At 40.1% G+C, this 19,988-nt stretch carries 25 protein-coding genes and 1 pseudogene; 12 read left to right on the forward strand and 14 right to left on the reverse strand.

What is annotated here, in order from left to right:
* The first annotated feature begins 55 nt into the window (after window positions 1–55).
* From mreC to argB, 3 genes are all read left to right on the forward strand, one after another.
* Window positions 56–832, forward strand: coding sequence for a rod shape-determining protein MreC (gene mreC, locus NMG86_RS20065; RefSeq protein ID WP_026785422.1), 777 nt, complete (start codon window positions 56–58; stop codon window positions 830–832).
* A gap of 28 nt (window positions 833–860) precedes the next feature.
* Window positions 861–1,400, forward strand: coding sequence for a rod shape-determining protein MreD (gene mreD, locus NMG86_RS20070; protein WP_026795927.1), 540 nt, complete (start codon window positions 861–863; stop codon window positions 1,398–1,400).
* Window positions 1,401–1,479: 79 nt separating this feature from the next.
* Window positions 1,480–2,373 carry an acetylglutamate kinase gene (gene argB, locus NMG86_RS20075; RefSeq protein WP_026795928.1) on the forward strand — a complete coding sequence of 298 codons (894 nt, stop codon included), beginning with the start codon at window positions 1,480–1,482 and terminating at the stop codon, window positions 2,371–2,373.
* Between the two features lie 213 nt (window positions 2,374–2,586).
* On the opposite strand, the gene NMG86_RS20080 is transcribed toward argB, so the two are convergent.
* The gene (locus NMG86_RS20080; protein WP_499075385.1) at window positions 2,587–4,014 is read right to left on the reverse strand and encodes an ATP-binding protein; all 1,428 of its coding nucleotides are present in this window, start codon (window positions 4,012–4,014) and stop codon (window positions 2,587–2,589) included.
* A 174-nt stretch (window positions 4,015–4,188) separates the two neighbouring features.
* Between NMG86_RS20080 and NMG86_RS20085 the strand changes: the two genes are divergently transcribed.
* The 3 genes from NMG86_RS20085 to NMG86_RS20095 all read left to right on the forward strand — a co-directional run bounded on the left by NMG86_RS20085 (window position 4,189) and on the right by NMG86_RS20095 (window position 5,695).
* Window positions 4,189–4,779, forward strand: coding sequence for a hypothetical protein (locus tag NMG86_RS20085; RefSeq protein WP_026796356.1), 591 nt, complete (start codon window positions 4,189–4,191; stop codon window positions 4,777–4,779).
* A 297-nt stretch (window positions 4,780–5,076) separates the two neighbouring features.
* Window positions 5,077–5,319, forward strand: a complete 243-nt coding sequence (locus NMG86_RS20090) for a hypothetical protein (RefSeq protein WP_026796357.1) — start codon at window positions 5,077–5,079, stop codon at window positions 5,317–5,319.
* Window positions 5,312–5,695, forward strand: a complete 384-nt coding sequence (locus NMG86_RS20095; RefSeq protein ID WP_026796358.1) for a type II toxin-antitoxin system VapC family toxin — start codon at window positions 5,312–5,314, stop codon at window positions 5,693–5,695. Before NMG86_RS20090 ends, NMG86_RS20095 begins: the two co-directional genes overlap by 8 nt.
* Before the next feature lie 95 nt (window positions 5,696–5,790).
* Here the strand turns inward: NMG86_RS20095 and NMG86_RS20100 are convergent, their stop codons facing one another.
* Together NMG86_RS20100 and NMG86_RS20105 are read right to left on the reverse strand one after the other, a co-directional pair.
* The gene (locus NMG86_RS20100; protein WP_026796359.1) at window positions 5,791–6,189 is read right to left on the reverse strand and encodes a type II toxin-antitoxin system VapC family toxin; all 399 of its coding nucleotides are present in this window, start codon (window positions 6,187–6,189) and stop codon (window positions 5,791–5,793) included.
* Window positions 6,186–6,443, reverse strand: a complete 258-nt coding sequence (locus tag NMG86_RS20105) for a type II toxin-antitoxin system Phd/YefM family antitoxin (RefSeq protein ID WP_043939069.1) — start codon at window positions 6,441–6,443, stop codon at window positions 6,186–6,188. Before NMG86_RS20105 ends, NMG86_RS20100 begins: the two co-directional genes overlap by 4 nt.
* Before the next feature lie 181 nt (window positions 6,444–6,624).
* On the opposite strand from NMG86_RS20105, the gene NMG86_RS20110 reads away from it, so the two are divergent.
* From NMG86_RS20110 to NMG86_RS20120, 3 genes are all read left to right on the forward strand, one after another.
* Window positions 6,625–6,873, forward strand: coding sequence for an AbrB/MazE/SpoVT family DNA-binding domain-containing protein (locus tag NMG86_RS20110; RefSeq protein WP_036831938.1), 249 nt, complete (start codon window positions 6,625–6,627; stop codon window positions 6,871–6,873).
* Between the two features lie 2 nt (window positions 6,874–6,875).
* On the forward strand, window positions 6,876–7,280 hold the full coding sequence (locus NMG86_RS20115; RefSeq protein WP_026785412.1) for a type II toxin-antitoxin system VapC family toxin: 405 nt from the start codon (window positions 6,876–6,878) through the stop codon (window positions 7,278–7,280).
* A 66-nt stretch (window positions 7,281–7,346) separates the two neighbouring features.
* Window positions 7,347–7,571 carry a hypothetical protein gene (locus tag NMG86_RS20120; protein ID WP_237747547.1) on the forward strand — a complete coding sequence of 75 codons (225 nt, stop codon included), beginning with the start codon at window positions 7,347–7,349 and terminating at the stop codon, window positions 7,569–7,571.
* Window positions 7,572–7,577: 6 nt separating this feature from the next.
* Here the strand turns inward: NMG86_RS20120 and NMG86_RS20125 are convergent, their stop codons facing one another.
* Complete coding sequence (locus NMG86_RS20125) at window positions 7,578–7,898, reverse strand: type II toxin-antitoxin system VapC family toxin (protein ID WP_237157247.1); 321 nt, start codon at window positions 7,896–7,898, stop codon at window positions 7,578–7,580.
* The gene (locus NMG86_RS20130) at window positions 7,895–8,170 is read right to left on the reverse strand and encodes a hypothetical protein (protein ID WP_026785410.1); all 276 of its coding nucleotides are present in this window, start codon (window positions 8,168–8,170) and stop codon (window positions 7,895–7,897) included. Before NMG86_RS20130 ends, NMG86_RS20125 begins: the two co-directional genes overlap by 4 nt.
* 420 nt (window positions 8,171–8,590) lie before the next feature.
* On the opposite strand from NMG86_RS20130, the gene vapB reads away from it, so the two are divergent.
* The gene (gene vapB, locus NMG86_RS20135; protein WP_026785409.1) at window positions 8,591–8,812 is read left to right on the forward strand and encodes a type II toxin-antitoxin system VapB family antitoxin; all 222 of its coding nucleotides are present in this window, start codon (window positions 8,591–8,593) and stop codon (window positions 8,810–8,812) included.
* Window positions 8,813–9,147: 335 nt separating this feature from the next.
* On the opposite strand, the gene NMG86_RS20140 is transcribed toward vapB, so the two are convergent.
* From NMG86_RS20140 to NMG86_RS20175, 8 genes and pseudogenes are all read right to left on the reverse strand, one after another.
* The gene (locus NMG86_RS20140) at window positions 9,148–9,363 is read right to left on the reverse strand and encodes a DUF2949 domain-containing protein (protein ID WP_036831945.1); all 216 of its coding nucleotides are present in this window, start codon (window positions 9,361–9,363) and stop codon (window positions 9,148–9,150) included.
* A 468-nt stretch (window positions 9,364–9,831) separates the two neighbouring features.
* The gene (locus tag NMG86_RS20145; RefSeq protein ID WP_233423139.1) at window positions 9,832–10,383 is read right to left on the reverse strand and encodes a DUF192 domain-containing protein; all 552 of its coding nucleotides are present in this window, start codon (window positions 10,381–10,383) and stop codon (window positions 9,832–9,834) included.
* 206 nt (window positions 10,384–10,589) lie between these two features.
* Window positions 10,590–11,072: pseudogene (gene nblR / locus NMG86_RS20150) on the reverse strand (response regulator transcription factor NblR); the annotation flags it as partial.
* A gap of 140 nt (window positions 11,073–11,212) precedes the next feature.
* A complete protein-coding gene (locus tag NMG86_RS20155; protein WP_026785405.1) occupies window positions 11,213–12,130 on the reverse strand; it encodes an NAD(+) kinase in 918 nt (305 codons plus the stop codon).
* 145 nt (window positions 12,131–12,275) lie between these two features.
* Window positions 12,276–13,256, reverse strand: coding sequence for an SDR family oxidoreductase (locus tag NMG86_RS20160; protein WP_026785404.1), 981 nt, complete (start codon window positions 13,254–13,256; stop codon window positions 12,276–12,278).
* Between the two features lie 900 nt (window positions 13,257–14,156).
* On the reverse strand, window positions 14,157–14,633 hold the full coding sequence (locus NMG86_RS20165; RefSeq protein WP_026796361.1) for a Tic20 family protein: 477 nt from the start codon (window positions 14,631–14,633) through the stop codon (window positions 14,157–14,159).
* Between the two features lie 126 nt (window positions 14,634–14,759).
* Entirely contained in the window at window positions 14,760–14,957 is a 198-nt protein-coding gene (locus NMG86_RS20170; protein ID WP_026785402.1) for a hypothetical protein, read from the reverse strand.
* Window positions 14,958–15,377: 420 nt separating this feature from the next.
* Entirely contained in the window at window positions 15,378–16,643 is a 1,266-nt protein-coding gene (locus tag NMG86_RS20175; RefSeq protein ID WP_026796362.1) for an IS701 family transposase, read from the reverse strand.
* A 251-nt stretch (window positions 16,644–16,894) separates the two neighbouring features.
* Here NMG86_RS20175 and glyA point away from each other — a divergent pair, with 251 nt between their 5' ends.
* Together glyA and NMG86_RS20185 are read left to right on the forward strand one after the other, a co-directional pair.
* The gene (glyA, locus tag NMG86_RS20180) at window positions 16,895–18,178 is read left to right on the forward strand and encodes a serine hydroxymethyltransferase (RefSeq protein WP_026796363.1); all 1,284 of its coding nucleotides are present in this window, start codon (window positions 16,895–16,897) and stop codon (window positions 18,176–18,178) included.
* Between the two features lie 115 nt (window positions 18,179–18,293).
* Window positions 18,294–18,989 (forward strand): Uma2 family endonuclease, encoded by a 696-nt coding sequence (locus tag NMG86_RS20185; RefSeq protein ID WP_026796364.1) that lies wholly within the window; start codon window positions 18,294–18,296, stop codon window positions 18,987–18,989.
* Between the two features lie 43 nt (window positions 18,990–19,032).
* Here the strand turns inward: NMG86_RS20185 and NMG86_RS20190 are convergent, their stop codons facing one another.
* Window positions 19,033–19,908 (reverse strand): alpha/beta fold hydrolase, encoded by an 876-nt coding sequence (locus NMG86_RS20190; RefSeq protein ID WP_026796365.1) that lies wholly within the window; start codon window positions 19,906–19,908, stop codon window positions 19,033–19,035.
* Between the last annotated feature and the right edge of the window lie 80 nt (window positions 19,909–19,988).

Raw genomic sequence — 19,988 nt, forward strand, 5'->3', positions numbered from 1 at the left:
CCTGAAAAAAACAATTATCAATTATTAATTATTTTCACAGTTAATTTTAATCGGTATGCAAACACGCAGTTGGTGGAGTCGCAGTCGGAATCAATTTTTTTTACTGGGTTTGGCAATTTTAGCCGCTTGGTTAGTGCGACAAACTCAAGGGGCTGCTTTATATGAAATGTATTATTGGGTAACTCGTCCGTTTCATTTATCGACATCAACAGTAATGGAACAGGAAAAAATTGTTCGACAAATTGATCCTCGAATTAATCAGTTAGAAGCTCAAATTCAAGAACTGAAAAACCAAAATCAAAAGTTTCAGGATATTTTAAATTATGTCGCTTCTAAAAAACACGGTAAGGGAATTGTGGCTCCTGTGATTGGTCGCAGTGCTGATTCTTGGTGGAAACAAATTATTATTGGTCGTGGGAGTCAGCAGGGGGTTCGGAATCAGGATTTAGTGGTGGCTCCTGGGGGATTAATTGGACGGGTGATGAGCGTGACACCTAGTACCAGTAAGGTGATGCTTTTGAGTGATCCGATGAGTCGGATTGCGGTGACAATTAGTCGCAGTCGCAATATGGGATTTCTCAAGGGAAATTCGACCGAACAAGGAATCATGGAATTTTTTGAAAGTGATCCTAAAGTCAAGGTGGGAGATGTGGTTGTTACTTCTAGTTATAGCCAGCTTGTCCCTGAAGGTTTGCCCATTGGTAAAGTCGTTTCTGTAGATATGAATAAAGCCCCATCCCCCGAAGCAATTGTTGAGTTTTTTGCTTCTGTTTCTTCTGTGGAATGGGTGATTATTTATCCGAATCAAAAACCAGTCAACAGTAGTCAGTAATCAGTGATCAGTAATCCGTACAATAAATATGTTTTTTCAGCCTTATCAAGTTTTAAATTTGATGATTACCATTATTTCTTTAATGGTTTGTATTTGGTTATCCTTGGTTCGGATTCCTGGGTTAGAACTCTTTGGAATTACCCCGAATTGGGTGTTAATTTGGCTGGTGACTTGGAGTATTAAACGATCTTTTTTACAGGCTATGGTTGGGGGTTTATGCTGTGGGTTGATTTTAGATGGATTAACAGTTTCTTCTCCTTCCCATGTTATTTCCTTGGTGATTGTTAGTCTTTTAACCGTAGTGATATATAAACGAATTATTAAAAAAATTCAAGAGGATTTTATTTCCGTCGCTGTGATTGTTTTTGGAATGGCGATTTTGGTAGAAGCTATCCGAGGCTTTCAATTGAACAGTTTTGGATATTCGGCTATAGATGAATTATTCCGATATCAACAACGGGTAGCACTGTCCACAGCAATTTTGAGTAGTTTGTGGGCTCCTGTCATCTATCTGCCGCTTAATCGCTGGTGGGCATTTCTGGAAACCTCAAATCAACTAAAATCTTAGGGGCGGGTTTGGTGGAGAGTTGGGTTAATTCACAAAGATCTCACGGAACTCGCTTCTACACGCTCTCAACGAAACTTATATGCTTAAACATAGCGATTTTGACCAAACAGATACAGCAGTTCGCGCTAAAATTCTCAGTGAAGCTCTCCCCTATATTCAAAAGTTTTCTAATCGCACGATTGTGGTGAAATATGGGGGGGCTGCGATGAAAGATAGTAGCCTTAAAGATAAGGTGATGCAGGATATTGTGTTACTATCTTTTGTCGGAATTCGGGTGGTGGTGGTTCATGGCGGTGGCCCAGAAATTAATAGTTGGTTGATTAAATTGGGAATTGAGCCTCAATTTAAAAATGGGTTGCGAGTTACTGATGCTGCAACGATGGATGTGGTGGAAATGGTGTTAGTGGGTCGGGTGAATAAGGAAATTGTTTCTCTGATTAACCAGGCGGGAGGGGAAGCTGTTGGCTTATGTGGCAAGGATGCTAATTTAATTAAAGCTCGTCCCGAAGGTCAAGCCGATATTGGTTTTGTAGGAGAAGTCAGTAGTGTCAATACTAAACTTTTAGAGTCTTTGGTGAGTAGTGGTTATATTCCCGTAGTTTCTAGTGTGGCAACGGATGAAGATGGACAGGCTTATAACATGAATGCCGATACGGTCGCCGGGGAAATTGCGGCCGCCTTGGGTGCTGAAAAGTTAATTCTGTTAACAGATACGGCCGGAATTTTGGAGGATTATCATAATCCTGATACCTTAATTGCCCAAGTTAATATTCAGGAAGCCCGACAATTAATTGATCAAGGAATTGTTTCTGGGGGTATGATTCCTAAAGTTAATTGTTGTGTCAGAAGTTTAGCCCAAGGTGTGCGGGCTGCTCATATTTTAGATGGTCGTGTTCCCCATGCTTTATTACAAGAAGTCTTCACTGATTCAGGTATAGGCACTATGATTGTCGCTTCTGAATTTATGCGGTAAAGATTCACCGATAGTTTTCACCCGATAAGCTGTTGAGTCTCTATGTTACGTGATCCGGCTCAACGCTGTCGCATGGCTCAAGCGATCGCCCAAGGGATTCTGCTATACATGATAGAGAGTAACTGAAATATCGAGCGATCGCCCAGAGACTCAAAATAGTACCCAATTGGTGAGAAGTATCCGGCAACAATATTGGCATCCGTAATAAATTATTTATACCTGGTTATTTAGACTTTCTATATATTGCTTAATTAAAGGTAAAACAGTATAAAAATTTCCTTGTTGTTCGATTAAACAACGTTTTAATAAAGATTGTAGAGCATTAATTAAATCCGATGAATTAATTTTACTATTTTCTAACAATTTAACTAAATTAACCGGATGGTTTTCCTTTGCCAATGAAGAAAGCACTTGTTTTTCTATTTCCGATAAGCGATCGCACTGTTGCTGTAAACTATCTTTAATATCTTCAGGTAACAATAGAGTATTATTAATTAATACCTCAATTTCACATTCTCCCAAATCCTGCATCAAATTTGCTATACTCTTTAACCAGAAAGGATTGCCTTGATAGCGTTGAATAATTGTATCCCGGTGATCAATTTCCGTTAACCCATTATCTCTGAATATTTCCCGCGCAGCTACAATATCCAAACCCGTCAGTCGTAAAGTCCGAATTAGAGAATTTTCGCTTTTAACTTCAGTTATAATTCTAGGTTGTTCCCAACCAATTAACACAACACAACTTTGATGAGATAATTCTTTGATTTGTTTAAATAAAGTGCGATAATCTTCATATCCAGACTTATACTTTCCGACCAATTCCCCACTAATAAAAAGATTTTGAATATTATCTAAAATAACTAAACACCGATACTTTTGCAAATATTTAATTAGAGGTAAAAATTTATGATTATTTGCAGATAAATCCAACTGTTCAGACTGAGAAATTATCCGAATCAAATTACTTTGAAATTCGCCTAAAGTCGTCAATGAGTCAAAATCACACCAAATTACATACTCAAATTCATCCTTAATTTGTTGAACCAATTGCACCGTTAACGCTGTTTTACCAATACCACTAATACCCGTAATTGCAATCAAGCGACAGCGTTGTTGTAAAATCCAATTTGTCAAGGTTGATAATTCAGGGATGCGATTATAAAAAGCACCCAAATCAGGCATTTCGCTTAAATCATTATGCAGAGTTTCAATTGATTCTGACTGAGAAATATTCTCATTTTGCTGATGTGGGTTTGGTGTATCTGGCGGATGTCTACTTTCTCCACAAATATTAAAACTACCACTAACTACGACATCTTGTGCAAAGTTAAAAAGATTAGCATTTTGTAACCTCTCCATTGCAGATTTAAAATTAGATTTATTAACATCTTCCCCTAACTCTTTTGCAAGAATTTTCCATAATTTTGATCCCGCATTCCTAACGTTACTTCCAGAACAATCAAAATCCTTAGCAATTTGTTTGTATGTCTCATGTTGTAGAGTTCCCCGCAATACCGCTTCCTCTAAATCATCAAGATGCCTACCAGTTTTAGCAAACACTATATCATCAGCCACTTTTAACATTTCTTTAAGGTTCATTTGGGCTAGGATATGGGAGAGTTTTGTGCATTGTAGCATACATGGGCTGATTTTTTTAGACAATTTTGTATATTTTTGTATAAAACTAGATTTTAAGAAGACAAGGGTTGGTAAAAATTGTTGACAAAACAGGATATTTTTGGGCTAGACAAAACTTCGATTTTTAAGAAATAATAAAGACAGTATTCAAATATCAAACTAGGAATTACAAATATGAGTTTTGAAGATATCGCCCGTCAAGCTGTTGAAAAAGCTTTTGAACAGGGTACGGAGACTGTTGTAGAAAAAACTACGGGTATTGATGGAAATACAGTCAAAACAGTCAAAGCAGTTGCAGAAACTGGTGCTGCGGTAGGTGCGGCTGCCAGTGCAGCTACGGGGTTGACTGTTGCAGCAACTTCAGGAGCAGGAATTACTTCGGGTTTAGCTGCCGCAGGTAGCGTGGTTGGTGGTGGGATGGCTGTTGGGCCTGCGGTATTAGCAGCAGGCCCAGCTTATCTTGGGGCAAAAATAATGAATGAAACTTTGTTCAAAGACCAACCTGACTTATCTGAGGAGGAGAATGGAGCTCGTGCAGCGGCAAGAACAGCTACAAATATTGGGGCTGCTGCTGGTATAGCTGGTGCTGGTTTGGTAACCGTAGCTGGTGGTGCTTCTGGTGCTGCAATTATGGGTACTCTTGCAGGTATCGGTGGTGTTGTTGGGGGAGGTGCAATTGCTGGTACTGCCATCGTTGCTGCTGCACCTGTTGCTGCTGCTGCTGCTATTGGATACGGAGTATATAAACTTTTTGGAGGTAAATAGAAAAATCGTTAGCTTATTTCTACCTATTTAAGTCATAACAAAAAAAGTTGAGTTTCCTAGCGTTAACTCAATTTTTTTTACTTATATTCTTATCCATTGCTACAATCATTATACGGGAGTGCGATCGCCTTCTTAAAAAAAGCGGGATCGCACTTTCTTTTAATAATTGTAGGGAGAGCGATCGCAGTCTGACAAGAAAGATTGATGAGACTGCCCTTGCTTGTAATTTGGATTGTTAGTCATTTTTGGGATCTTTATAATTATAATTAATAGTTAAATTAATGAGTAGAGTTAACGATGCGAACTATTGGATTAAAGGTAACGATAACAAGCAATGGCAAGTTGTTAGTCGATTCTCCTGTAGATATACCAGTGGGTCAGTATAATGCCGTTCTCGTTATAGAAGATCAACCCATTTCGGATCAGGCTCAAACCTCCGTCCAAAAGGCTCAAGCTCTTTTCAGGCAATATATTCCTGCTAGTAGAAAACTCTCGGAGGAGTTGATTCAGGAGCGGAGATTGGAGGCGACAGGTGAGTGAAGTTGTTTTAGATGCCTCTGCTGTTTTAGCTTTACTGAATCAAGAAACGGGTAGCGAAGAAATTTCGCGGTTTATTGGAAATGCTGCTATCAGTACCGTCAACTTGTCTGAAGTGATAGCAAAGTTAGCGGAAGCAGGAATAAATGAAAACATCATTCAGCAGATTCTATCCAATCTAAATCTTGAGGTTATAGCTTTTGATCAAGAACAAGCATTAAAGTCGGGAATGCTGCGACCAAAAACTAAATCAATTGGGCTTTCATTTGGTGATCGCGCTTGTCTAGCGTTAGGGATTTCTCTTAATCAACCTGTTCTGACAACTGATAGATTGTGGAGCAATCTTAGCCTTGCAGTTGAAGTCCGAGTGGTGCGTTAGATTGAAGCGAAGTAATTAGAATATTCAGTTAATCGGTGTAGTTTTAATTGTAGGGAGAGCGATCGCCTTCTTAAAAAAGGAGCAGCTATCTAAGATTAATTAGCAGCCCAAAGAACGGAAATATCGCTGTATTGCTTGAATATTGAATCAGCACTCACCAGCGTCATATTCTCAATTTGAGCCTGAGCAATCAACATTCGATCAAAGGGATCTCGATGATGTAATGGTAAAGCAGATGATCGCAGTGCATGAGGTGCTGTGATTTCCAAATATCGCATATCTAACTGCACCATACGACTAGAAATGTAGGTATCTATTGGCTCTGGCAATGGTAATTTTCTGATCGCAACTTTGATCCCAATTTCCCAAACACTAGCAACAGAAAACCATAATTCATTACTTTCATCGGCAATCTGTGCGATCACTTCCTGATTTAATCGCTCAGGTTGGGCAAACCACCACAACCAGCATTGGGTATCCAACAATAATTTCACTGTTCATTTCCTTCAAATGCTGCCAAAATTTCTTGGGGTAACGGTTCATTAAAGTCGTCTGGTATGATAAATTTACCTTGATCTTGCCCTAAACTCGCCCGTCGATTGGATGAAGGACGAAACGGAATTAACTTCGCGATCGCCACCCCTTGATTGGAAATAATAATTTCTTCTCCAAGTTCTACACGAGACAATAACTCAGAGAGATTTTTTTTGAAGTTGTTGGGTAAGTTTTCAATCTGAAGTTTAGCCATGACGATCCCAGAATTACTTAATTTATTATATCACCAGTTTCCATCATATCAATGTGATCATTGTAGGGAGAGCGATCGCCTTCTTAAAATAAAGAGCGATCGCACTTTCTTGTAATAATTGTAGGGAGAGCGATTGCTTAAGATATAATCAAAACAACCCATCTAAGAAAATAGCTCAATCATGAAAACACAACTTAATCAAGAGGGACAGATTACTATACCTCCTGAAATTCGTGAGCGTTTAGAACTGAAACAGGGAGATGAATTCCTATTAATTGTTACCGGAAATGAAATTAAGTTACAACCGATTCAAAGAAAATGCCTGAGTGAATTTCGAGGAGTTTTACCAGCTACTCAACCTTATTCGGGTAAAACAACTATACGCCAAGCTGTAGCTCAATCTTTAGCTCAGAAATCTAATCAGTCATAATCATGAGTAATTATTGGGTAGATGCCAATATTTTATTAAGGTTCATTACCAATGATCCCCTCAATCTCGCTGAACGGTCTGCTAGATTTTTACAGAAAGCTGAACAAGGGGAAATTACACTCAAGGTATCTTCAATTGTTGTGGCTGAAGTGGTTTGGGTATTAATTTCTTTTTATGGTTATTCTCGACAACAAGTTGCAGATGTTTTGATAGGTTTGTTAACATCAGAGGGTATTATTCTTGAATCTAGTGAGCAAGTAATAGCAGCCCTTGATAGTATGGCGACAGCAAATGTTGATTTTGTTGATGCTTATCTTGCAGAAGTGGCTCGTAAAGAAAATGAGTCTGTTGCTTCTTTTGATCGAGATTTCAAACGTTTAGATATACGTTATATAGAGCCAGATTAATTAATTTTTGATTGGATTCATGGGAATGAGTTAGTCTATTATACCACCAATTTCTATCATGACAACGTGATCATCACAAGAAAGTGCGATCGCATTCTTGAAAAAGGAGCGATCGCACTTTCTTGTAATAATTGTAGGGAAAGCGATCGCATTTCATCATATCAATGTGATCATTTTAGAGAAAAAGTTGTAAAAAGTCTCACATCAAACCTGCTACCTGTCAAAGAATTTACTAACCGTTCATCCAGAGTTAGCAACGGTGCTTTAACTTGTTCTGAAAGTGCTACATAACAGCCATCATAAGTAAGCTGTAATTCCATAGTCCAAACCAATTTGAACAGCATTACTGATTAGATCTTTTGTTGAAATGACTTGAAATCGTAGTGCTTTTAAGTCACTTAAATCGGCTTTAACCTGTTCAGCCGTGTAGAGGTTAGCGCGTACATACTTCCAGAGAACATTAGCACATTCAATATAAAAAAGATCAGGTACAAAAAACTCAACAGAAGGATCATCAAGATGAGTAAATAGTTGATTAACTTTAGAGGTCAATAGATCAGCAACAAATAACTTAATACAAATATTTGTATCAATTATGCAGCGTAAACTAACGGTCATCTATTGCGATCCTCTTGAATTAAAATAGTGCTATCTGTTAATCCAAAATCCCTGGGGTTAACTCTCGGACGATTACGAATTATTTGTAGAATTGCTGACATGGGTTGGTTCTCTTGCGTCCGATTTATCATTACTTTGTCAGGATCAAATGATAAGGATTGCGTCAACAGATGAATAACTGCCTCATTAAGAGTAAAATTTTTCTCTGAGGCTAGACACTCAATCTGACTATATAGTTCATCAGGCAAGTTTTCAATCTGAAGTTTAGCCATGGCGATTCCAGAATTACTTAATTTATTATATCACCAGTTTCCATCATATCAATGTGATCATTGTAGGGAGAGCGATCGCCTTCTTAAAATAAAGAGCGATCGCGCTTAGGCAAAGATTTCTGGTAAACTGTAGCGCATATATAAATCAAACAGCCTACACTTGTGGAAATAATTCCAAACAAAGCCTTAGTAGTTCGTGGCGGTCGTAATCACACCAACGATTCCTAACCCATCACAATCATCATCCTAAATCGAGTAAAAACATGAGTTATCCCAGAATCTTTGCAGACTTTCATAATGCTGATGAACAGAGTCGCCTTCGCCTAAATTGTGTTGGTACAATTGAAGATTTGAGTCGCCTTTTCAATGTAATTATGGTATAATAATTAAAGATAATCTTGCTAATATTGCATAATAATCATGACTATTGATATAGAGATTTTTCAAACCGTCGTCAAGATGCCGGAATCTTTAAAAAAAGAGATATTGGATTATGCACAATATCTACTTGAGAAACACGCCAAAAGTGGATCATCTCAAGAAAAACTTGAAGAACTTCATGGTTATGGAAGTTGGGTTGGTCAGATATTTATGTCTGATGATTTCGATCAACCACTCGATGATCTAAAGGAATATATGTAACATGACATTTCTTTTGATACAAGGCTTTCCGCCTCGTTTACCAGGCTCGATAGTAATAATATGGCGATAGCTCATGGCAAAGGTAAATTTAGCGTTTCTACAGTAAGTTTAGCCTAATTTCTGATGCTAGCGGGGCGTGAGGGTTGGCTGTTGGCGGGATAGATAATCACTAATGGTTGCCCGTCATGGATAACAGTTAGAGGGGTTTTGGTACGTTCAACCTCTATCAATAGAGTTTGCAAGGTTTGGGGTAATTCAGTTGTAGTAATTTGTGTCATTTTCTGTTACTTATTCAGCAAGCCCTACTTATAATTTTGTTCTTAAAAATCGAGATTTTAAGCCGTTTCTAACCAGTCAAAAATTCTATCTAACTGCTCTAAGGTAACTAAACCGTATTGCAACAAAGTCATAGATACGGGACTGGGATCTTGATATTTATGTTGAGAGTTCGTGGGATGATTGGCTCTTTCTGCCATGGCAATTGAATCCGCAGATAGGGATAATTCTTCCTGCAGAAAGTGAATAAACCGAGAGTATTTACTGGGTGTCATTCTAACACTCACCTCCTAATTTAATATTGATCTAAGGGTTAACAAAAAATTTTTCTGATAAAATTGGCTAATTGCCTTTTTTTATAGATTGATATACTGAAACAGATGAAGCTATCAAAATTAATCCGTCGCTAGACAGAACAGTTTCCTTGTCAAAACAGAGAAGTAGCGGAACTCTAAAATTTAGAGTCACAGTTTCACGGTTATTTAACCCTAGCTTGTTCAATACGCGCGAACTTGACTCAAAATTAGCCCTGACAACCAATGATCGTCGTGGATCAATTTTCTTTGCCCGCTTGCTTCTCCTCACACCTAAGAAGAATAAATCAACTGTATAGGGTTAACTGCCTTTACGCTGAACAGTGTTCGAATAAACAGATTAACAAATTTATTTGCTATGGTGTAGACCTTAACATTAAAGTTTTAACAAATTACATGAATTTTTGTAAAGTTATTTCAACTTAAAGCTCATGGCTGAGAATTCAGAAAGCTGATCGGTATGCGATCGCCCACTTTTACACCCAATTCCTGAGATCGTCCGCCCCGTAATTCAATCACCTGATTCACCGGAACATCAGGGCCATAGGTAGGACAAGGTTCCTGTTCACAAGGGAGAGCATTAACCTGAATGGCTTTCACCACGTCATCGCGCAGAAAAATCATATCCAGGGGGATTTTACAGTTTTTCATCCAAAACCCCACAACCCGAGGTTGAGCAAAGGGAAATAACATTCCCCGATCATCGGCTACATTGGTTCTATACATTAAACCTAATGCTTGTTGCTGAGGGGTTCGAGCCACTTCAAGCTGAATAACCTGGCTGCCAATTTTAGCCTTCGCCGTAATCGGTAACATTTGACCCCGATTCTCTTGGGTGATTATAGGAGATTGAGAAACCGAAGTTCCTAAACCTACAGATTGTGCTATTGAAACCGATGATAACAAAGGTGAACAGCTAACTAATAATATACCGAGCGCCCCAAAACCCATGGAAACTAAGGCTTTGGGTATAGAAGCCAAGATCAAACCAGTCCTAAATCCGACTAACAGTTCAAGGTTCAAGGTTGTCAAAAAATTTGTATCCCCAGCGACAAAAGATTGTACAGCATCTTAGACAATTTTGATCACTGATTTAAGAGGATTACGCAGATTAACACAGATTACCCATTACACAATTCTTAAAACCCATTACCCATTACCCAAAACCTATTACCCATTACCTATCATTACCCATCTCTGAGAACATACCCCACCCCTCTAACCGTTTGAATTAGGCGTTTTTCGCCTTCGTCTTCAATTTTGAGTCGCAAATAACGAATGTAAACTTCTATAACGTTAGACTCTCCCAGGAAGTCGTAACCCCAGACATTCTCTAAAATTTGTTCCCGGGTTAAGACTTCTCGCGGATGTTCCATCAAATATTTGAGTAACTCATACTCTTTCATTGTTAGATCAATTGTTCTACTATTGCGGAGTGCCCTTCTGGTGGCCAAATCCAAGACTAACTCCCCAAAGCGTAACTGTTCGTTAGTATTAGTTCCTGGTTGCAAATATAGATTGACCCGTTCCAAAAAACTTTCCGTCCGATAGGGTTTTAAACAATAGTCATCTGCCCCCGACTCTAAACAAGCAATGCGGTCTTCGATCGCATCTTTTGCCATTAAAATTAACACAGGTATCCGGCTACCTAAATCACGTAAATGACTACAAGCTGCTCTAACCCCAACTTATTCATCTATTTATTTTGTTTTGATCAAAAAAATTAAAACTATTTTAACACTTTCCGTTAACTATTAAGGTGTTAGTGCGTGCTAACAGACTTCCGCCCTGCCTCCTCTGTCTCCCCCGGCTACGGTAATTCAACAGAAGTCGGTTTGGCAATATGAGGTAGTCCCCAGCCTAATTTTTCTCGGAGAACTTGAAAAAATTCGGGGGGTTGAAGCCGAATAAATTTGGCATGATAGGGCGATCGCTTAACTTTCACCTGATATTCTGGAAGGACATAACAGCCTCCATTTCCATCCACTACCATCACCAACTGATTCGGACTAGCCGGATAAATGATTACAGGTTCAGTTTCCCCATAAATCAGAGCCCGAGAAGCCAAAGAATGGGGACAGATGGGAAGTAACTGTAACACTTCCACCCCGGGTGTTACCACGGCTCCTCCGGCTGATAAACAATAGGCCGTTGAACCCGTAGGAGTGGAAATAATCACCCCGTCCGCCGCAATATCCACCGGAGCATGACGACCGATTTTAATTTCAAAATGACACATACAGGTCATGGGTTCCCGGTGTAACACCATTTCATTCAAACACAAAGCTTCCCACAGCACTTGTTCTGACTGACATACCTCCACCGCAATCATAGTCCGGTTTTCAACAATATAGTTTCCGTCGATCACTTGTTCCAAGACCGAAGGCAATTGATTCAGGTAGGTTTCGGTTAAAAATCCCATGTGACCCGTATTCACCGCCAATAGAGGAATACCGTGAGGTGCCAGTTGACGAGAGGCGGAGAGAACCGTACCATCCCCACCTAGAACAATGGCAAACATCATCTCCTGATCAAAATCAGGCGGGGCCAGCTTATCCATAGGAATGCGGTGTAAAGGATTTGGCCCAGTAGCATAGCCCAAGATGCCCCCGGTTCCGGGTGCAGTGCAAACCTTCAATCCCCGCCCTATCAGCTTATCTTTGATCTCGGTCGCAGCACGACAAGCGGTGGGTTTGGAGTCATTATAAATAATTCCTACTTTTGGCACGAGAAGTCTTGTTAAAATTGGGTTTAAATAGCCTAACAGCAACTAATTCGTCTATCTCAGAACTGGGATTGCCACCCCAATTCTGATCAGACATACAATTGAGCGATGGTTAAAGCATACTCTGTCTTTGGGCGATTGTGTCCAGTTAGAGGGGCTTGAAGGGATTGCTTCTCTGTTTACGTTTTTTCAGCTTTTCCTGTTCATATTCTAATTCTTTAAGTTTCTTCATAATCCGACTAAAGTATTCCTGCATATAAGTCTCTAAGCTGCTGATTTCCTTGGGGTCGATGCCAAAAACTTGATAGGTTTCATCCATCGACGCTTGCAAGGGTTGACCATTGGCTAAAACCTCAGCAAAGGCTAGACGGTCAGAGACATTCCAACTCCACTGAAACCAACGGGTTACTTGCCGGAATAGACGCAGGACTTGTGTAGGGGTGCGAGTAATTTTAGCTTCTTTACCCGAAAGCCTTTCACATAAACGAATAATCTCCTCGGCTGTCCAGGCTTTAGAGCCGACGATGGGAAAACTTCTATTCTCAGTTTCAGCAACGGATAGGGCTTTAACCGCAAATTTAGCGATATCGATGGTGTCCATATAGGCAACGGGTGAACTTAACCCAGGTACCAAAACCGCTTGTTTATCTAAAATTGGAATCGCATATTGACCAATTAACCCTTGAAAAAATCCACAGGGCTTTAAAATTGTGTAATTTAAACCGGACTCGGCTAAAAATAGTTCGGTACAGCGCTTGATTTCTAATAGTGGCACTTGGGGATATTTCTCGGCATCCAAAAAGGAAAAGAAGATAAATTTTTCCACTCCTGCTTCCTTGGCCGCTTGAATCAGAGAGACTTTCCCTTTCCAGTCTATTTGTTTAATTCCTAATGAATCCGTAGGACGGGCTGTTGCTGCGTCAATCACGGCCGTTACTCCTTCTAGGGCAGATTTTAAGGTTTCTGGTTCACACAAGTCCCCAGGAACCAATTCCGCCCCCCATTCTTTTAAAAACGCTGCCCTGCGGTAACTGCGTGCTAAACAACGCACGGTATAACCCTCGTCAATAGCGCGTCGCACCACCTGTCTTCCCAATGTGCCAGTCCCACCAACAATTAATAAGGTCATGAATATGAGTCTGAAGATTAAAGTTTGTTAAGTATGCTATCAAATATTCTCTCATTTTTTTACAAAACTTAACAAAAATCCGAGGGCCAACCCTGTAGATCCCAGATATCACCCCAGACTCTGAAAACAATAAAAACTTTTTCTGATTGCGGCGTTGCGACAAAATCGTTCCAACCCAAAACAACAGCACCCAAAGCTCATTTCCCTAGTGATTTCCCCTCCTATGTTGGATGATGTGGAGTTGCTACTAAGGTCGAAGCCTAGTTGCATTGCTCCCTTTACCATGATTAGGGGAAGTGTAAGGATCTAATGATAGGTACTGTTGTTTGTATTCTACAAGACAGATTGTATTGACTTTTAACAGAGTAACTAACCTCCTAGTTAAGCTAAGGAATTTCCTCGTTTATAATCCGTAAGTTTGGAGTTGTATACTTGTTAAAAACGAAGCTACATTGCTCCCATTTGGTTCACTAGAGGAAATATCAGCAACTAAAGAAAGAGTTACTGCGGAAGACGACAGACGTTAGATGAAACAGTTTAGTTAACCTCCTAATTTCACTTAACTCGGACGCTCAAGAAAACGTGTTTCGGGCCTCCTATAATCGAGATTTTACCGTTTGAACATCGTTTACTGATCTGTCAGAGAAGCTCTTTTTGGCTCCTGTATATAGAATAAACATTCCCCCTATAAATTGCAAGTGAAATCCATTAAAGTTAATCATTTGATCAATCAACACTCTCGCAATTGTAAACTTAGGTAACAGAGACTTTTCGATTAAATCAGCATCTAATCTTGATATGTAGGGGATGACACTTGTTCAGACTGTTAGCACATCTAGCCCAATTTTATTCTTTGTTGAAATAGATGGAATCCCCGCCCGTTTTACCGAGGGGTGGATGTCAACGCACCTGCATATAGACTGCATCGGAAATCGTGGGAATTTCTGCATATTTTCCCGACAAAGATTGAATTACAGAATAGAAAAATACCGCCAACAGTCCCAAGAATATCATGTTGTAGAGGGTTTCACCGACAAATCCTTGTAAAAGAACACTGCCAAATACCTGGAATAGTAACGTGCATAAAATTAGAACAATGTCAATCAAAATGGCTTGCATGGTATTAAATCGAATGAAATGGGGAATATTTTCATTACGAACCACTAACATATATAAACCGATAAACACAATAAATCCAGCAAAAGGAATGTATTGATAAAGGAACATTAAAGGAATAACAGGCAATGTAATAATTTGTAAAACTGGAAACTGTTGGAATAAAAAGCGTCCAAAGGGCAACCCATTCATTAAAGGTAATAGATAGGGTAATGCGGCAAAAATGCGATCGCGTACTGTCGTGGTTCCGCGCCAAGTCATAACCAATTCTCCTGAGTATCTCTTAAACTCAGGATAGCGCAGTCCTAGAGATTGGGGTTAGATGTTCGCAAGAAAAACCCAGAAGGAGTGCAAGTACCCCCTCGCTGATCACCAAGAACCAATATATTATTGGATATTGGCAATACGGAAACCCATCTGACATTCATACTGACTCGGTTGATTGTCAATGCAGGGACGAACCAAATGTCCACAGGACAAATGGCCTCCTCTCCAACGCGGTTGACCGCTTTGATCGGCTAATAAACATCCCTGACAAACTTGTTGAGAAGCAAGTATCTGGTTATCCATCAAAATGACTAGCATAATGATTCCTCCGACAGACGCCCAATTATACTTTTATTGTAATCCCACAGTTATCGGGGATTCGGCTAATTGACACTCTCAGGTCTGAAGACACTGAGATTCTGCGGACAGAATTAGTTTAATCTAATTCTCGCTACGACTGCCGCATATCGTCTACTGAGTTGATTAGGTAAGAAACCCGATCTTCCCGATACTTTTACTTTTGAACTAAAACACTTTCACCAAGCCATCACTAAGCCAAGTTGCGGTACGCTCTGCAATCTGCCATTGTTTACTCCTTGCTTGTCATACTGCCGTTAGAATTAAATCTAACCGTTGTTTCAGGGGAGTCGGGATTTCTCCGATACTAGAATGCTTCAACACGCAGATGTTTATTGTTCTTACTTGTGTTTTTTGATTCTAGTGGGACTTAAACAAAAATCAAGCCCAAATCAAGCCTAAACTTGCTTTGTAGGCTGCAAATACATCCCTATTATTCTGGAGCCACTCCACAAATCGAAAGGAAATCGCTGTGCGGAAGGCTTCAAGGGCATCAGCAAATGTGTTTAAAGGTTTGTTAGCCCATCGACGTCTTAACCCTCCAGTTAAACTATGCCAGAGAATAAAAGTATAGGCACAAAATACCAAAATCCAATGTCTGATTAGACTTCTTTTATCTCGGACTTGATATTCTTTCAGCCCCAACCAACCCTTAGCTTCCCTGTAAAAAACTTCTATCCAATTTCTTTGTGAATAGGTCGTTACTATCCATTCTCCTGTGGCTTTTGATGCCTCAACATTAGTCATTAAATAATCAATATCACTGGCTTGGTCGAAAGTGGCAGCATTCATGACGATGGCTATTACTTTCTTCCCTGCATACTTTGATAATTCAATTTCTTTTGTTGCTACCCACACAGTTCTGGGTTTTTCTAGTTGGAGTTGAATTTCACTAAAAGCTCCTTGGGGCAACGATTTGGCTAAATTATCTAATCGAGTTTCCTCTGTTTTATCTTCCCCCTTTTTGAGGATTACCTTTCGATTCTTGGCGACTCCCCCTATATATTTTAATCTTTTTTTCTCTAACTCTTGTAAAAAATTTGTGTTATTTCCATACCCGGCATCTGTTAGCACAATTCCCGGTTGATATCCTCTCTCTAAGCTCCTTTCTATTAATTCTAATGCTATTTCCGGTTTCTTTTTAAATTCCGGGTCAGCTTTTCCTGACGGTAATGACTCGGCTTTTTGATATAATTCTATATCTAATGGTAGGCTTTTTTTGCCATCGTATAGATGGCTCGTTACTGCTACGATTCCATTGTCGGTTTTTCCGATTTCTCCGATGTATTGTCGTCCCACTCCATCAGTAAAGTTCCCGCTTTTTCGATGTCCTGAATCATCAATAATTAGGGCAAATCCCCGACTAATCTGGGTTTGCTTACACTGATTCATCACCTCCAGGCGACGCTGATTCAGTTTCATTGCTAACCAGGGAGCTTCGGTTAAAAAGTGGTGTAATCGGTGGTAAGCTACTCCTACGGAGTTATTCGCCATTTGCGACAGGTTTTTTCGCTCACTTTCTCCCAATAATCCCCCTAAATAGTTCCTAAATTCCCGTTTTTGGGCAAGATGACCAAATATATCGTCAAATCTTTGACACCATCGGTCAAAGCAGGGGGGCATCGCTGCCGGGGTTGTCTCTTTCATTCGTTATTCTTGAATGTTATGTGCTTGCTACATAATCATTATCATCTATTTCTTCCCTTATTTTTGTTTAAGTCCCACTAGCACATCTTTTAATATTTCAAGGGGAATAAATTCCCTTGCGTCGCGTTTCCTCTCAGGTCTGAAGACACTGAGTTTCCACTCTCCCAAATTTGTCTTATGATAGAAAATCAGGAATAATCCTAATCCGTTTAAATCGGTAATCAAATTGTGTAATTAAGAGGAATTTTATTGTGAGTCAGACTAACTTAGAAATCTTATCTGAAACTGATCCGGTGATTGCTGATCTGATTCAGCATGAACTCTGTCGTCAACGGGAACACCTAGAATTAATTGCCAGTGAAAATTTTACCTCGGCGGCGGTCATGGCGGCCCAGGGGTCGGTTCTCACCAATAAATACGCCGAAGGACTTCCCAAAAAACGCTATTATGGCGGTTGTGAATTTGTTGATGGCATCGAACAATTAGCCATTGAACGCGCCAAACAACTGTTCGGGGCCGCGAGTGCCAATGTTCAGCCCCATTCTGGAGCCCAAGCTAACTTTGCCGTGTTCTTGGCTATGCTCAAACCCGGTGACACGATCATGGGAATGGACTTATCCCATGGGGGACATTTAACTCATGGTTCCCCGGTCAATGTTTCCGGTAAATGGTTTAAGGCTTGCCATTACGGAGTTAGCCCGGAAACCGAACAACTTGACTATGACTTAATTTTAGAACTGGCTAAACAGCATAAACCTCAAATGCTGATTTGCGGTTATTCTGCCTATTCTCGGATTATTGATTTTGAGAAATTCCGCGCCATCGCCGATGAAGTCGGTGCTTACTTAATGGCTGATATTGCCCATATTGCTGGGTTAGTGGCAACGGGACACCATCCTAACCCTATCCCCTATTGTGATGTTGTCACCACCACTACTCACAAAACCTTGAGAGGGCCAAGGGGGGGATTGATTCTCAGCCGAGATGCCGAACTGGGCAAAAAATTAGATAAGGCTGTTTTCCCAGGGTCTCAAGGTGGCCCCCTAGAGCACGTTATTGCAGGCAAAGCCGTTGCCTTTGGGGAAGCCCTCAAACCCGAGTTTTCGACCTATTCTGGTCAAGTGATTGCCAATGCTAAAGCCTTAGCGACTCAGTTACAAAACCGAGGCTTAAAAATTGTTTCCGGTGGTACGGATAATCATTTGATGTTAGTGGATTTACGTTCTGTCAATATGACGGGTAAACGGGCGGATCAACTGGTTAGTGAAGTGAATATTACGGCGAATAAAAATACGGTTCCCTTTGATCCCGAATCTCCTTTTGTCACCAGTGGTTTACGGTTGGGATCTCCGGCCATGACCACCCGGGGGATGGGAGAAACGGAATTTATCGAAATTGGGAATATTATCGCCGACCGTCTGTTAAACCCCGAAGATGAAGGTATCGGCGAAGCCTGTCGTCAACGGGTGGCGAATTTGTGCGATCGCTTTCCCCTCTATCCCCATCTGAGTTTGAAAGTTCCAGCCTTAGCCTAGTGGGATTTAGATAGATCTATTAATTGATATTCCCCGCTCTAAGGAGACGGGGATTTTTGAAAATCTCATAACTGATTTAATTGGTTATAATATTAACCAAAATCCCTTTAAGATTATGGTTATAGAACTTAAATCGGCAATTTCCACAGAAATTATCTATCCAGAAACTGATGGCAAACCGATGGCAAATAATACCGAACAATTTCGCTGGATTGTCGTCATTGAACAGAATTTAGAAGGGTTATTTGCTGATGATCCTGATGTATTTATTGCCGGGGATTTATTCTGGTATCCGGTACAGGGAAAACCTCATATTGTGAATGCACCGGATGTATTAACGGTATTGGGAAGACCGAAAGGAAAACGGGGTTCCTATAAACAATGGGAAGAAGATAATATTCCTCCCCAAGTCGTCTTTGAAATTCTTTCCCCTGGAAATACTCAGAATGAGATGGATCGAAAATTGGTGTTTTACGATCGCTATGGTGTGGAAGAATATTATATTTATAATCCTGACGGTAATCATTTCAAAGGTTGGCTTAGAAATGATGAGGGATTAGATTTGATAGAAACCCTGGACAATTGGGTGAGTCCCAGTTTAGGAATTCGCTTTGATTTATCCGCAGAAGAACTACAAATCTATCATCCCAATGGTGATAAATTTGTCTCTTATGTTGAAATTATGCAACGGTTAGATGCGGAAAAAAAACGGTCAGAAATAGCTGAAACTGCTTTAGAATCAGAACAACAGCGATCGCAATTATTAGCAGAACGATTAAGAGAAATGGGAATTAATCCCGATGAATTGTAGGATTTAAACCCAATTACCCCCCCAAACCCCCGTACACGGGGGGCTAAGGTCTTAAAAAATTTAACAATTCTCGATTTACAGTTTGGGGAACTTCCTGTTGTATCCAGTGACCACAATCGGAGATTAATTCTAGTTTAAACGGGGCCGCAATTAATCTATCTAAACCTTCCGTTAGATGATAACTTAAAAATGAGTCTTCCTTTCCCCATAAAACTAAAGTAGGAGATAAAACTTTTACCGGGGTTTTTGTCAAATTTAATAACCAAGTCGGCGGCCAAAACAAATGACGATAATAACTCATCGCTGCTCTTAATACCCCGGGTTTTTCTAAAGCTGCTTCATAAATTTGAGTTTCTTCGGTACTAAAAGCACCCTTACGGATAGCGTGTTCTCGCAACGCATTAGTAATAAATTCTTTTAAATTTTGTTGGATTAACCATTCGGGAATCCCCGGAACTTGAAAGGCAAAAATAAACCAACTGCGACGAACTTGATCTAAATTACTAACTAATTCTTGCACAAAACGATAAGGGGGAGGAGCGTTTAGAATCGCCAAACGATTTAGAGATTCGGGAAACTTCTGGGCAAAATGCCAAGCAATTAATCCCCCCCAATCATGCCCAACAATATGAGCCTTAACATAGCCTAATCGTTGAATCAAGCCTTGAATATCAGCTACTAGGGTGTCTAAATCATAGCCACTATCCGGCTTATCAGAATCATTATAACCCCGTAAATCAGGTACAACAACTTTAAAATGACGAGCCAAGGCCGGAATTTGATAGCGCCAAGCGTACCAAAATTCAGGAAATCCATGTAGAAGTATGACGAGTTCACCCTCGCCTTGGGTAACCGTGTGTAAACGAATGTTATTCGTTTCTACAAACAGATGTTGCCAATCAGATTCTAATGTCACCATAAACTCCAATATAACACTCACAAGCGCCTAGGCTAACGTCTTAGAGAATTTCCTCAACGGATTGGAGCAATGTTAAACAG

This window comes from Planktothrix rubescens CCAP 1459/22, from assembly GCA_904830895.1.
Taxonomy (GTDB): Bacteria; Cyanobacteriota; Cyanobacteriia; order Cyanobacteriales; family Microcoleaceae; genus Planktothrix; species Planktothrix agardhii.